The sequence below is a fragment of the Burkholderia sp. S171 genome (assembly GCF_009766085.1).
Taxonomy (GTDB): Bacteria; Pseudomonadota; Gammaproteobacteria; order Burkholderiales; family Burkholderiaceae; genus Caballeronia.
Map to the genome: position 1 here is coordinate 1 of NZ_LMUF01000045.1, position 14,109 is coordinate 14,109.

Here is a 14,109-nt window from a genome sequence, read left to right on the forward strand (position 1 = left end):
GTACGGAACATCCAAACGTCCGCTCTCTGACGCGATTCGGGACATTCATCTCCCATTGCCGAAGGACTCTTGTGGGTCGAAAGCGGCCGATTAAATTGTCCGACAGCAAGCTGCGTTAGGCATTCAGTATCGGCCGCGGCCGGGCAGTAGGCGGAGGTTCGGCGCGGATGCGGAGATTGTTAAAAGTCAAAGGCAGTCGTAACACTGACCTAATCGAGCACAACGCCAATTGAACATCGAATGCATTGCGTGATGTCGCTGCGTTTGGATCGCAACATGACACTTACATCGCCCGAGTTGATCCACTGTAAATTCCGGCGCATATTGGCAACTTCGGCCAGTAGACAGTGCTGAGAAACGCTTGTCTATGCGAGATCGTCAAGTACCTCAATAGTTTTCAACGGCTCGCTAAGCATACAGAGATGGCCGGTATCAATGACGGCTGTTCGAACACGCGGATCACCTTTGAGTTTTTCATAGAACTGAGTGAATAGGGCTTGATACCCTGAGCAATACACATATGCGATGGTAATGTCAGGCGGCAAAGGCAGCGCGTGCACCGGCTCATAAAAAGTGCGCAATGGCTGATCTACAAGGCGGGGCGTCACGAATGCGATGATAGATGGGTCTGCCACGCCAAACACTTCCAATGGAACAGGCGGCATAGATTTGCCCTCGCTCATCAGCAGCTCGAGCCGGGCGCGGTGCTCCGCCGAGAAATAGTCAACTACGGCTTTTCCGTCCTCGGGTACAAAGGCGTCTAGGTATATCAGAGATTTGATCTTGTCGGGTATTCGGGCGGTCACACCGGTAATGACCATTCCGCCGTAACTCCAGCCAACCAAGGTGACGGACTGCAAGTCTTCCATGTCGATATGAGCGATCACGTCGTCAATGTGAGTGCTAAGGTCTGTATCGGAGGTGCCAATATGGCGGCGCTCGCCGAGTCCGGTCAACGTGGGTGCAGTGACCGCGTGCCCCAATTTGCGTAAGCCCGGAATTACATCGCGCCAAACCCATCCACCATGCCACGCGCCCGCGATTAGTACGTAGGTGTGCTGATTTTTTAAATTCATACTATCAAATTTCTCCTGAATCATTGGCTCTCAGTCCGACCGAGCATGTAACAAGTCAACACTTAAACAAGCGCAGATATTCCCTTGCGAGCAGCGCTCAAGCATAAATAGTTCCCTTTGAATCAATTGGTGGTTGCGATCAAACTCTTGAGTAAGGTACATCTGGGTGACCGATTGCAGCCTTCAGACTTACGATATTGACGCTCGGCGCAGTAGGTGCAGGCACTGTAAAGTGTTGCAGAGTCATCCGTTTAGAATTTGAGCGCACGCATGACGAGACTACTAGCAACGCTTGGATGGCGCCGAATCATGCGCCAACGCCCACCACTGCCAACCGATGCCCGACCGAGTCTCGGGCGCCAATGTCTTCCGGCCCCACGGACCCTCCGGATTGAATAATTTTCTGTCGTGCGGATGCACACCATCCAGATCGTGCAGATCGATTGAAGCCCTTGGCTTGGTGCTATTTGATGCGTAGGCCTTGGCACCACGAGCATGTCACAGATCTACTTCGTTTGACGACTCAAGTCAGCGCACACAGGCGTGTCGCACAGAACGTTGGTATCGTTGTCATTGACCAATAGGAGCCGAAAAGTTCGCTTCCAATCTTAACAAGAACGAGCCGTTGCTCGAACGAAATTTGCGTAAAGCCGTGACAGCTCCGACTCTCGCCCGAGTGCTTGCCGACATTGCAACGTCAGTGTGACGCCACCCGCGCCTCGCGCTATCGAAAACAATGCTTGGCCTGGGTTGGCGGTGGGCGAATTTCCACCAGAACTAGCTCTGGAACTCTCGATTGCGTCGACAGCCGGCGCACCTGCAATAGTGCCCTCCCACATCGGGTGGGTTGATAATGCTAACCAACGGTACGTTGTTGTAAGGTTTTTTGCATTTAGTCACCACTAAGCAAGTGCGTTATTTCTGTACCAGTATTAGCAATATGCTTTGCTAGGACATCCTGGGCGCCTTTCACGTTGTGCTCCCTGCACAGCGAAACTATGTCCCTATGATCGTCCTGCGAGCGCAATTTGTAATCGGACCGAGTCCACAACAATCTGAGATATGGCTCAAACGCAAGCCGTAGCTTTTCCAGCGTCGCTAGCGTACGGGGTCGATCCGCCCTAAGGTACAAGCGCGCGTGGAAGTCCACATTTAGCGAAAGTTGCTCGTCCATCGTACGAGCCTTGTCGAGTTTTTTGACGATTTTATCTACCGCGACGAAATCGTCTTCGGTCAGAAGCGGGATTGCGTGAGCGACCAGCATCGTCTCTAGCGCAATACGGAGCTCAACGATCTCTTCCACGTCAGTCGAAGAGAGCGACGCGACGACTGCGCCACGCCGCGGCACTATCTCGACTATCCCTTCTTCTGCAAGTAATCGGAAAGCCTCTCGGACGGTCACCTGACTTACGCCGAACTGCTTTGCAATCGCGTCCTGTCGAAGCGACTCACCTTGTTTCAGGACGCCCCGGAAAATGGCTTCTCGCAACGCATTAGCTACGACGCCCGAGATCGGTTGCCGCTTTTCCTGAACGGCTTGCGCAAGCGACGTTAGTTGTTCCATAGGGTTTTCACCAAGCAAAAATATTAACATCCATATATTGACATAAATTCTGACCAACGTTAGTTTACCGTTTATCACTTAACGATTATCGATAATACGGAGCGAACATGACTTTTGATCTGACCAAATTTAAGGCGTTGACATTTGACGTTTATGGAACCCTGATCGACTGGGAACCCTCAATTATTGCGATGTTCCAGAGCGTGGCGGACCAGTACCACGTCGAATTGTCACGCGAACAGTTGCTGCTCGAGTTCGACCGTGCCCGCGCTCAGTTGCAGCGTGTCCGGCCGGCGCTTCCCTATCCAGAGGTGCTCCGTCGAGCGTACGACGAATTTTGCGAGCGCTACAGCATCCCGACCAATACCGCAGAACGTGAACTGTTCGCCAACTCCGTCATGTTGTGGCCCGCATTTTCCGACGCCAAGGAATCACTGGCTTACTTGCATACGCACTTCAAGATCGGCTTGCTCAGCAATATCGACAACCAGTCGCTTTCGTTCTCGACGCGAAAACTTGATCTGGTAGCGGATGTCATCGCCACAGCAGAAAGCGTCGCCGCCTACAAGCCGGATCACGACCATTTCCAGGCGGCATTTAAGAGCTTCGCCGATCTGGCAATTCAGCCTAGTGAGATTCTTCATGTAGGTCAAAGTTTGCGAGCAGACGTCATTCCCGCCAACGAGCTCGGCATCCATTGCGCATGGATAAAGCGGCCGGGGCGAAGTCTGGGATCGCGCCTCGAAGACGCGAAAGGCGCACTTCCGGATATCACCTTCGATACCCTTCAGGAGCTTGCCGCGCATCACCGCGCTCAACTCTCGATTGGCGCCAGAACCTAGGAGCTTATCTCATGAACGCTCATTTTGTATTCCTAATGAATGTGGCTCGTGCTGCGATTGCCGCTTGCGTGCTTTCCATGGTCGGAATGACGCCCGCCCATGCGCAGACCGCAGATTCGGCGATCGCGCGCATCAAGGCACACGATGAGGTGGTCATTGGATACCGGCAGTCGAGCATTCCGTTCTCTTACCTCGACGTAAACCAAAAACCGACCGGATACACGATCGACCTGTGTCTCGCCGTCGTGGATACGCTTAAGCGCCAACTCGGCCGTTCGGATCTAAAGGTACGGTTTGTACCGGTCGATCTCACGACCATTATTCCTCTGCTCCAAAACGGCAGCATCGACATGGAGTGTGGGTCGACCGTTCATACGCAAAAAAGAGCCGCGCAGGTTGATTTTTCGTTTGTGACGGCGGCCGCGTCTGATCAACTCCTGGTCAAGGCCGATTCTAAGATCAAGGAATTTGAAGACCTCGCGGGGAAAGTTTTAGCAGTCCCTGCAGGTTCGACTAACGCGGCCTTGGCTCAGTCGATCAACGTCCAAAAGAAACTGAACATTCGTTTTGTACTCGTCAAAGATCAAGCAGAAGGTTTTCTGACTGTTAGCACGGGTCGAGCGGATGCCTATATGTCCGACAACGTAATTTTGTATGGCTTGAAGAAACGAACGAGCGACGCAAACGCGTTCCGGGTTAGCGGTAGAGCGCTTTCCTACCTCCCTTACGGCATCGTTGTAGCACCGAACAACTCTGCGTTGTTGAACGTCATAAACGCAACCCTCGCCGACAGTTTCAAATCAGGCCGTGCTGCGGAACTGTACAAGAAATGGTTTTCGGAGATCGGCATGCCCATTGATCCGTCCGTACAGCATATCTTTCAGGTGGATTCGATCCCCGGGTAAAACGCGATCTGGCGTGGTCAGGGCGCTGCATCTCCGAGTTGTTGGCCGCGACATTTGAGTGGCGACAGAGCAATACCTCATTGAACCACTCAAGTGGAGTAATCATGAATTATCAGTGGAGTTGGAGCGCGTTCGACGACCTCTCTGGCGACGGCGTATCGTCTTATGCTCACAACCTCGTTTGTGGAGCGGGCTGGACCATTGCCACCGCGCTAGCTTCAGCTGTCATCGCTATGTTCGTGGGTATTGCGGTCGGCTTGCTACAGGTGTCGATGAATCGATTCAAGCGATGCGCCGGCGCGTCTTACGTTGAGGTTTTCAGGGATATCCCGCTTCTTGTCCAGATCTTCCTCTGGTATTTCGTGGTCCCCGAACTGTTGCCGTCGGCGTTTGGGACCTGGATAAAAGGTCTTCAATATGGTGCGTTTTTTACTTCGTTGCTTGCTATTGGCCTCTACACTGCGGCACGTGTGGCCGAACAGACCCGTTCTGCGATTAGCGCGTTATCACGGGGTCAGCACATGGCAGGCCTTGCCTTGGGGTTGACCATCGCTCAGGTTTTCAGGTTGATCGTCTTGCCGCAGGCGTTCCGAATGATGATTCCACCGTTGACGTCGGAGATGGTGAATTTGGTCAAGAACACGTCCATAGGCATGACCATCGGCTTGCTGGAATTGACTGCCAGGGCGAGGGAAATGCAGGAAACAACCTTCCATACCTTCGAAGCATTTTCCGCAGCAACGCTAGGATACCTTCTCATAAATCTAGTCTTGATAGGGGTGATCCAAGTTTTTGCCGCACGAACCAAAATTGACAATGTGCAAGTAGCACGGCCATTGCCGGTTCAGGAAGTGATGCCATGAACTATGCAAATTTTTCGGCGATCACATCCAACCTTTCATATCTGATCATCGACGGGTTTGGTCTTACGATCAAGTTGACCGTGTTGTGTGCAACGGCAGGGTTGATTCTAGGCACGGGGTTAGCCGTGATCCGACTATACGGGCCACGATGGGCACAAATTTTGGTTGCAACCTATGTGAATCTGGTGCGCTCCATTCCGTTAATCCTCGTCATATTCTGGGTTTATTTCCTGAGCCCGTACGTTGTGGCATGGGTGGTGAGTGCCCCCAATCCGATACAGGTGAACGCTTACGCGTCGGCTCTCGTCACTTTTAGCTTATTCGAAGCCTGCTACTACTGCGAAATTATCAGAGCGGGTGTACTGGCGGTTCCTAATGGTCAGGCATTCGCTGCGCGGGCCCTCGGTTTAAGCGGTGTTCAAGTCTTTACGGCGGTGGTTTTGCCTCAGGCAATCCGACATACGGCGCCTATCTTGATCTTGCAAGCCGTCGTGTTATTCCAAGATGTCTCGCTGGTCTATGTCCTGTCGCTGACGGATTTTGTGGGTGCCGCCACGCAGATTGCGCAACAGCAAAACAGCATTGTCGAGATGTATGTGTTCGTTGCCCTGGTCTACTTCATCGTGTGTTTTCTGTGTACCAAGGGCGTACGTCGACTTCAACAACGACTTGCCACCCGCTAGAAAAGGAGTTACGGCGCCATGATTCGCATTGAACATGTTTCGAAGCAATATGGAAATTTCAAGGTACTCGACGACTGCTCTACCACGATCGAAGAGGGTGAAGTCGTCGTCATTTGCGGTCCGTCGGGTTCCGGAAAATCCACGCTGATCAAATGCATTAACGCGCTTGAACCTTATGGCGATGGGCGTATTTTTCTCGATAGCGTCGAAGTGGGCACGAAGGGAACCAAGCTCTCAACGTTGCGAGCTAAAGTCGGCATGGTGTTCCAGCATTTCGAACTCTTCCCGCATCTGTCCATCATCGACAACCTGATACTCGGGCAGAGAAAAGTGCTTGGGAGAAGTAGGGAAGAGGCAACTCAAAAAGCACAGAAACTTCTGACACGTGTGGGCCTGAGTGATCAGGCGCTCAAGTATCCGGGCGCGCTGTCGGGCGGACAACAGCAGCGGGTCGCCATTGCCCGCGCATTGAGCATGGACCCATCTGTGATCCTGTTTGATGAACCGACATCCGCGCTCGACCCCGAGATGGTAAGTGAAGTGCTCGACCTGATGTCGGAACTTGCGCGTGAGGGGATGACCATGGTGATTGTCACGCATGAAATGGGCTTTGCCAGACGCGTCTCTAACCGCGTGATCTTTATGGATTGCGGTCGTATCGTTGAAGACTTGCCCACGCAGCAATTTTTCGATACACCTCGGTCGGATCGAGCGAAAGATTTCCTATCGAAGGTATTGCATGACTGAAGCTTGCGCGTCGTTCCTATGGACTAGCACTAACGCAATCGACCCTAACTCAAATTTCTCATGACGCCACACACCTTCAATTCGGATGACTTAATTTCGCCTGTTCCATTCGACGTATTGAATGCGGCCGAAAGGCTGCTGGGCGTCGCCGTCCAGACGCCGCTTTTGCAGTCGGCTCGTCTGAATGAACTCGCGGGTGGGACAGTATTTGTAAAGCTGGAAAGTCTCCAGCATACCGGCGCATTTAAGTTCCGTGGCGCCTACAACAGCATGTCACGCCTTGAGCGTGCGCAGTATCCCGAGGGCGTCCTTGCCTATTCAACAGGGAATCACGGTCAGGCGGTGGCGACTGTTGGCAGGATTCTCGGTATCCCGGTAACCGTCGTCATGCCTTCCGACGCGCCCCAAGTGAAGGTGGAGAAAGCACGTCTACAGGGCGCAACGATAGTCTTGTACGATCGAAAAACGGAGAGCCGTGAAGTGATCGCTTCACGACTGAGCCTGTCGGGCAAGTTTGCCCTTATCCCCCCGGGCGATCATCCGCACGTTATCGCTGGTCAAGGAACCGCAGCGCTTGAAGCGTTGAGCACGCTGCCTGCGGATTCGGTTCGAGTGATTGTCGTGCCTTGCGGCGGTGGTGGGCTTGCCGCAGGTACCTGTCTGGCCGCGGATGCTGTCCACTCAACAGCGGAAGTATGGGCCGCTGAACCGGACAGTTGCGACGATACAAGGCGCTCGTTCAAGTCGGGGGAGCGGGAAATTAATTTAGCCGCTGCCACTTCAATCTGCGACGCGCTTCTCGCACCAACACCGGCCATTCTGCCTTTCTCCATCAACCAGCGACGGCTAAGCGGAGTGATCACCGCTAGCGACAACCAAGTCCTGAACGCAATGCGTCTCCTGTTCGAGGAATTTCGGGTCGTGGTCGAACCTGGTGGCGCTGTGGCTGTTGCATCGCTTCTTGCAAACCCTTCGTTGCTGCGTGGACGACACGCGGTGGTCATCGCTTCGGGCGGAAACGTTGACCCACAGATGTTCGCTCGGGCAATTAACCCTAGCAATAGCCAAGTTTTACATCCTCTTTAACATCAGGTGACCAAATCATGAGCACACTAGTCGACAAACATCTTCGTACTACGAATAAAAAGCCAAAGAGAGTACTTAATCTTGAACTTCCGGGACGCGCCGGCATTGGTTATGCGAGCGCCCGCGATGCGGATCGCAAAGTGCTCGCATGTGCCCCGCGGGAGTTCTTGGATACAACGCACTTCGATACCGTCAGGTTCCCGCCGCCTGAATGGGCACAAGTGGAATTTGCCAAGGCCTCAGCTGATGGGTTGCTTGCTTATACGGGGTATCGCGGAAACCCGGAGGTACTTGGTGCGGTTGCGAGGAACGCCGGTTCACTTCTTGGCATTGAGATCGATCCGGGCCGTGAACTCATCCTTACGCCCGGGACGCAAGCGGGTCTATTTGGGGCGCTCGCCAGCTTGGTTGACGTCGGCGATGAAGTGTTGCTCTTTGATCCAGACTATCTCTTCAGCGAACGGATTCTCAGGTTTCTGGGTGCAACGGTCCATCCCGTTGCGCTGTTGGAGGGCGGTGCGATTGAACCCGACCTTGACGAGTTGGAAGCGGTGCTGAATCGTACGAGACCCAAGTTGCTGGTTTTTTCTCATCCGAACAATCCAACGGGCGCTGTGTATTCAAGTCAAACGCTGCGCCGGATTGCGGAGCTTGCCGTGAAGTTTGACTTCATGGTGCTCGTAGACCAACTGTATTGTCGGCTCGTTTACGACAATACGTACACGCATCTGGTGGGCTTGCCGGGAATGCGGGAGCGGACAATTACGTTGCTCGGACCCAGCAAAACGGAATCGCTGAGTGGGTATCGGCTTGGGTTGGTCGTCGCACCGGATTGGGTCATTGCCGGGATCGAGAACATTCAGTCAATCACCTCATTGCGTGCACCCGCCTACGCGCAACATATCCTCTCGCAATGGCTCGAGATTGATCAAGTGTGGCTCGAGGAGCGCATGCATAGCTTCAGAAAGCTACGTGACCTAACGCAAGAAATCCTTTCTCGTCTGTCTTGGGCCAAGTGGGCGCCGCAGAACGGGACAGCCTATGCATGGCTCGACATCCGGGCGTTGAACCTTCCTGACGCGATGGTTGCGAAGGCGCTCCTTGAAAAAGCGGCGGTTTTGGCCAGCCCCGGATACCAGTTTGGTGTGCGGGGAATTGGGCACTTACGGCTATGTTACGCACGAGACGAAAGCGAATGGGCGGACGCGCTGAAGCGGATTGTCTCGGTGCTCGATGCGCTATATGTCGAGAGCGTGTCCGAAGAAGCTATCGGATGACAATCGTCGTGATGAGTACGGACCAAGCGCCCAAACCGAACGGAACCTATAGCCAGGCAGTCGGGTGCGGAAACCTGGTGTTTTTATCGGGACAGACCCCTCGCGATCTTGCGGGAAACCGACTAAGCCACTTAGCGTTCGGCGCGCAGGCAAGGCAGGCGCTTGACAATTTGCAAGCAATCGCAAACGCGTCGGGCCTTTCGCTTCTCAACTGCGTAAAAGTGACGGTTTATCTCCGCGATCCTGCGAACGCACGGGAATTCGACGTGATCTATCGCGAGTATGTGAATGAACCGTGGCCATCCAGGACGTTGGTGCAATCGAGTTTCGTCGACTTTGAAATAGAGGTTGATGCGATCTTGATGAGATAGCGCAACGTTAAGCTTGCCGAAATTTCCCACGGTCCGTCTTTATAAGTGGCGAGCCAAATTCACCCTCCCTTGTCATTGGAAGGTCGCGAAACTGTCTACGGTCCGGAAATCTTTCCTCGCACGTCGGCTATACAAACTTAAGGGTTACAAATGAAAATATTCGGATTAACTTCTGTATTGTTGGTGTGCGCAACGGTTGGCACTCTCGTTTTCGCCAGCATCGCTGCGCATGCCGAGGGTGATGCCTCAACAGTTCGTGTAGAGCATGTCACGCTAAAAAATGGTCTTGATATGGCGTTTCGACGCAGCGGTCACGGACCGATTCCGATCGTTCTCATTCACGGATACAGTCTCTCATCGGAAGAGTGGTCCAAGGTAATGAGGTTGCTACCTGACGATAAATTTACGGCCTATGCCATTGACCTTCGAGGTTTCGGCGATTCCGGCAAGCCGGAGGCCGGAAACAATTTTAGTCAGCTCGTCGATGATGTCAGTCAATTCCTAGATGCAAAACATCTTTCGAATGCCGTCATGATCGGTCATTCGATGGGCGGTTCGCTGTTACAAGATTTCGTTCTTGCGCATCCGCAGCAGGTGAAAGCGCTCGTGTTATCGGATGCGTTTGCGCGCAACGAACCCCCTATCGGTATAAGCGCCGCCGTTCAAAAACGCATTGACGGATACGGAGCATCCGATGCGAATCGGTTAGTGTTTGAAGCGGCGATGCCAAAATATTTTGATGCGGAGAACGTCACTCCGGATGATATACAGGGATTTGTTTCGGGTGCCCTGAAGGCGAGCGACCCTGCATTGAAGGGTCTTCTCGCGGAAGAGTACACAATCGCGCCGATCGCTATGGCCCGCTACAAGGACATTAAGGTGCCGACGCTTATCATTGTCGGAGCGCACGACAACTTTGTATCGAATAAACAGGTTATGGCATTGACCAACGAGATCCCCGGAGTTCGCCTAACGGCAATTATTCCTCGTTCGGGGCACACGCCAATGTGGGAACACCCAGATGTATGGACCTCGACGGTGCTGCGCTTTTTAGAAGATCCTGCTGTCGTGGAATTTTCGCATGGGTAGGTGTTCGAACGGTCGGGTAGTCAAGCGCTAGACTTGATCGCTTGATTATCGGCCATGTCCAGAAACGCAAGCCCCTGCATGTTTAGTGGCGATGGGCTTTTTGGAATGGACTCCCTTCTCGGCGATACATTGACCAATCTGAGCGATCTGCGCGAGCGCTCCCAAGACTGCCACGATATCGCCCAGAGCTGCGCGCCAAGCGGGACACTTCGCCTCAGCGGAGAGATCTTTGCTGGTGCCCCTCATAGGGTGGCTGACGAGAGGGCAGCGGAAGTCGATGTGCTGGTTAGCTAGTTTGCCGCAACGCTGAGCATCATGGCTATTGACGGCGAAAACATATGGAAAAACTCTTTCAAATCAATGCTTTGAATTTACTTAAGCCTTCTAACTCGTATTATCGGGATTGCATTTCAGAGCTAAAATACGACGATTCCCATTTGAGGGCCACTTTTGGCCCGCCCGCCGATGTCCGACTCGCTACCCGAACCGCCGCGCGATAAGGTCGAACCGGTCGACCCCGACACCGCGCGCATCGTGCTGCGCCTGGATGATGCGATCTCGGCCTTCCGGGCCGGGGAGGCGAGCGGCATCCCCGCACTGGATTCGGCCAGCCGCCTCGCGGGTGACCAGGCGGGCGACCTGGCCGATGATGTGACTGCGCGTGCGAATCGGCATCGCAAAGTGCCACGTCGACCCGATCGTGTGGAGCTCGCGATCCTCACCGCGCTGGCTGACACCTATGGCGCCGAGCTGCTGACCAATGCGTCGCTCGGCTATGCACTGCGCCTGGTCGCCCGGCACGGGGGCATCGCGTTCGTGCAACGGATCCTCTGGGGTGAGTCGGCCTCGGATGCGCAACTGGCCACGATGCTCGGCGCCACGCGCGCGGCCTTCACGCAGCTCTCGCTGGCTTTTCCTGACGCATTCCTCGCTGAAGCCAACGACGTGATCGCGTGGTTCCGGCCACGGCCGCCTGGCGAGTCGACCCCGAGAAAGGGTGCCTCGTCATGAGTGAAGTGCTCACGCTCAGCTACGGCTGCACCGCCAAGGATCTCGCGGCGGTGCGCGCGTATGTGCAGCGGGTGAGCCCAGCGGTGATCGCGCGCACCTATTACGACCCGGACGAAGACAGCTTTGCGGCGACGCCGTCGGCGATGGAGCGGCACCTGCGCACGATGCTCGACGGCTTAGTCAAAGTCGCAATCGAGCAGGGCTCGCCGGCGCTCGCGGAGCACTTGCGTGCATCGGTGCGCAAACACCGCGAACCGAAACTGACGGCGGTGACCTTTCGCATGGACACCGAGGCGGCGACGCTCGCGGCGGCATCGCCTGCCGCAACGCACTCGATCGGTCGATGGTTTCGCCCGCGGGTGGCGAGCCGCTTGAAGGGGGGAGGGGATTGCGACGATTGGCGAGCTGATTGCGTTTTGCAACCGGCGCGGCGGCCGCTGGTGGCGCTCGATCCCACGCATCGGCGCCGGGCGCGCGGCGGTGGTCGTTGCCTGGCTCCGCCGACACGAACCACACCTTCGATTGCGCGTGAACGCTGACGTAGACACACGCGATCCGCTGGTCGCGGCCGACGTCGTCCAGATGTGGCCGGCCGGACCGAACCGAGCGGATGCTGGCGGAGCGGGGCAGTTAGAGGGTTCACCAGCTAGGCTTACGCTGGCACCGCTCGAGCGCATGGCGGTGCCGAACACGTTGTCGGGCGCCGACGGTGAAAACCGCTCAATTGCGTTCTGTTATATCCAGGCGCACCACGACCTGGAAGCGGTGCGTGCGTACCTGAACAAATATCGCGACCAGCCGAAAACCTTGCGGGCTTACACCAAGGAACTTGAACGCTTTTTATTGTGGGCGGTGGTGGTGCGCGGCAAGGCCTTGAGTTCCTAGGTCGTCGATGATTGCGAGGTATACAAGGATTTCCTGAAAAATCCGGATCCACGATTTGTGGGCGAGCGCTTCAGCCGGACCTCGCCGCCCTGACGGCCGTTTGCATCGGCAACGCTATCGCCCGAGTCGCAGCGTTACGCGGCGCGGGCGCTGCGCGCGGCGTTCACCTGGCTGGTTGACGTGCGCTACCTTGCCGGAAATCCGTGGAAGGCGGTCAACGATCCAAAGATCGTTCAGCGCGAAACGGCGATGCAAATCCATCGCGCGCTGCCGGCGGACCTGTGGGGGCGCCTTCGCAACGAGCTCGATAAACGCTCCGACCTGGTGGGTGATGCCAAGCTTGCCGTACAGTGGCGCGTCGTTCGCGCAGCTCTCTTGTTGATGGGCGACTCGGGACTGCGCCGTGAAGAAGCCGCGGATGCGCAGCGCGGCAAGCTCCGGGTGTCCATCTACGGCACGCTCGAACGGCCCGTACGAGAACTGACCGTCATCGACAAGCGAAACAAGGAACGTACGGTGCCGGTGAGCGTCGCGACGCTCGAGGCGCTGAAAGCGCACTGGTCGGATCGGGGGCGCGACTTCATGGCGCCGACTGATCTGCTCAACCCGTCCGCGCCGTTGTTGTCGCCGGTCGCCATCCCCCAGACGCCCGCCTCACGCGTCAAACATCATCAGCGAAGCAACGAAGGCGAGCAGGGGTATTCGGCCGACGGCATCAACCGGTTAATCTCACGCATGTTGACGATCATTGTCGAGACCATGGATGATCTGAGCCTGGACGAACGCGTGATCCTGGGATCGGTGAATGCACACGCGATGAGACACACCTTTGGCACTCAGTCGGTTGCCGACGAGGTCCCGGTTGATGTCGTGCAAAAGGTATTGGGGCACGCATCGCTGCAGACGACCTCGATCTACGTGCAGGCCGAGAAAAAGCGGGTGCTCGAAGAGGTCGCCGGCTACTACGCGCGACGTGCTGACGCTGCGACGACCGGCAAACGCGGCAACTGACCGTCGAGGGACGATGGCGAGCAAACCGAAAAGACGTAAGACCGGGCGAACAACCCCGCCGCTCACGCGCGAAATGTTGCTGCCCATGTCCGCGGAGCTCGCCAGCAAGGTGTCGCTGCACAATCACCTGGCGCTCGTTGCCTTGCGTCAGGGGCAAGGCAATGCCGATCTCGTCGCCGAGCTCCTGAAAACGGTGTATGTCGCGTACGATTTGTTAGATCCCGATCAGCTGATACCGGACGCCGGACACTTTGCGCGAGCGGAGGCGGCGATCAAAACGTTGATCAAGCATGCCGCAGTGACAGACGAATGGCGTCTTGCCGCGGAGGAATGCGAAGGGGTCGAGTTGATTCTTGGCCTGTACGATGTGCAGCTGGCCGCGTTGCCGAAGCACCGGATCGAGGGCGCGAAGCAGCGGTTGATGCGGGTTCTGGAGAAGGGGAGTTTTCCGGCGCTGTCACCGCCGATTTAGGGGCGGCCTTCAAAGTAAACCCACCGGCAAGCTGGCGGTCGCGACACGGCTAAAGGCGCTTTAGCGCGGTCAGAGTATCGATCTCACGCCGGCGTTGCTGAAACGCTCGTTTGCGCAATCCCGGTACAGAGAGTCGGAGGGCGCTGATCGGCCACAATGAGACGTTCGACACCGCCACACGAATCGTCGACAATCCTAAAAACTCGATGCCGATACGAACGCCTATG

Annotated in this window: 15 protein-coding genes and 1 pseudogene; 14 read left to right on the forward strand and 2 right to left on the reverse strand. The window is 55.7% G+C overall.

All coding sequences use genetic code 11. The features are described from left to right. Positions 1–365: 365 nt before the first annotated feature. Positions 366–1,100, reverse strand: a complete 735-nt coding sequence (locus tag GSQ93_RS25125) for an alpha/beta fold hydrolase (protein WP_158938356.1) — start codon at positions 1,098–1,100, stop codon at positions 366–368. 868 nt (positions 1,101–1,968) lie between these two features. Then, entirely contained in the window at positions 1,969–2,640 is a 672-nt protein-coding gene (locus GSQ93_RS25130; RefSeq protein ID WP_158938357.1) for a GntR family transcriptional regulator, read from the reverse strand. Positions 2,641–2,747: 107 nt separating this feature from the next. Here GSQ93_RS25130 and GSQ93_RS25135 point away from each other — a divergent pair, with 107 nt between their 5' ends. From GSQ93_RS25135 to GSQ93_RS25195, 14 genes and pseudogenes are all read left to right on the forward strand, one after another. Then, the gene (locus GSQ93_RS25135) at positions 2,748–3,482 is read left to right on the forward strand and encodes an HAD hydrolase-like protein (RefSeq protein WP_158938358.1); all 735 of its coding nucleotides are present in this window, start codon (positions 2,748–2,750) and stop codon (positions 3,480–3,482) included. A gap of 11 nt (positions 3,483–3,493) precedes the next feature. Then, on the forward strand, positions 3,494–4,387 hold the full coding sequence (locus GSQ93_RS25140) for an amino acid ABC transporter substrate-binding protein (RefSeq protein ID WP_158938359.1): 894 nt from the start codon (positions 3,494–3,496) through the stop codon (positions 4,385–4,387). A 104-nt stretch (positions 4,388–4,491) separates the two neighbouring features. Beyond that, positions 4,492–5,250, forward strand: coding sequence for an amino acid ABC transporter permease (locus GSQ93_RS25145; RefSeq protein WP_158938360.1), 759 nt, complete (start codon positions 4,492–4,494; stop codon positions 5,248–5,250). Beyond that, positions 5,247–5,933, forward strand: a complete 687-nt coding sequence (locus tag GSQ93_RS25150; protein WP_158938361.1) for an amino acid ABC transporter permease — start codon at positions 5,247–5,249, stop codon at positions 5,931–5,933. Before GSQ93_RS25145 ends, GSQ93_RS25150 begins: the two co-directional genes overlap by 4 nt. 18 nt (positions 5,934–5,951) lie before the next feature. Continuing rightward, positions 5,952–6,680 carry an amino acid ABC transporter ATP-binding protein gene (locus GSQ93_RS25155; RefSeq protein WP_158938362.1) on the forward strand — a complete coding sequence of 243 codons (729 nt, stop codon included), beginning with the start codon at positions 5,952–5,954 and terminating at the stop codon, positions 6,678–6,680. A gap of 60 nt (positions 6,681–6,740) precedes the next feature. Further along, entirely contained in the window at positions 6,741–7,766 is a 1,026-nt protein-coding gene (locus tag GSQ93_RS25160) for a threonine/serine dehydratase (RefSeq protein ID WP_158938363.1), read from the forward strand. A 17-nt stretch (positions 7,767–7,783) separates the two neighbouring features. Further along, positions 7,784–9,043, forward strand: coding sequence for a pyridoxal phosphate-dependent aminotransferase (locus GSQ93_RS25165; protein ID WP_158938364.1), 1,260 nt, complete (start codon positions 7,784–7,786; stop codon positions 9,041–9,043). Positions 9,044–9,054: 11 nt separating this feature from the next. Beyond that, positions 9,055–9,414: a RidA family protein gene (locus tag GSQ93_RS25170; protein WP_254074047.1), complete on the forward strand. Its 360-nt coding sequence runs from the start codon at positions 9,055–9,057 to the stop codon at positions 9,412–9,414. Between the two features lie 150 nt (positions 9,415–9,564). Next, positions 9,565–10,503, forward strand: a complete 939-nt coding sequence (locus tag GSQ93_RS25175; RefSeq protein ID WP_158938366.1) for an alpha/beta fold hydrolase — start codon at positions 9,565–9,567, stop codon at positions 10,501–10,503. Positions 10,504–10,968: 465 nt separating this feature from the next. Further along, complete coding sequence (locus GSQ93_RS25180) at positions 10,969–11,514, forward strand: hypothetical protein (RefSeq protein WP_158938367.1); 546 nt, start codon at positions 10,969–10,971, stop codon at positions 11,512–11,514. Between the two features lie 408 nt (positions 11,515–11,922). After that, positions 11,923–11,997: pseudogene (locus GSQ93_RS38270) on the forward strand (phage integrase family protein); the annotation flags it as partial. A 45-nt stretch (positions 11,998–12,042) separates the two neighbouring features. Further along, entirely contained in the window at positions 12,043–12,399 is a 357-nt protein-coding gene (locus GSQ93_RS38275) for a hypothetical protein (RefSeq protein WP_254074045.1), read from the forward strand. Between the two features lie 249 nt (positions 12,400–12,648). Further along, positions 12,649–13,410, forward strand: a complete 762-nt coding sequence (locus tag GSQ93_RS38280) for a tyrosine-type recombinase/integrase (protein ID WP_254074046.1) — start codon at positions 12,649–12,651, stop codon at positions 13,408–13,410. A gap of 13 nt (positions 13,411–13,423) precedes the next feature. Beyond that, on the forward strand, positions 13,424–13,882 hold the full coding sequence (locus tag GSQ93_RS25195; protein WP_158938368.1) for a hypothetical protein: 459 nt from the start codon (positions 13,424–13,426) through the stop codon (positions 13,880–13,882). Positions 13,883–14,109 lie beyond the last annotated feature (227 nt).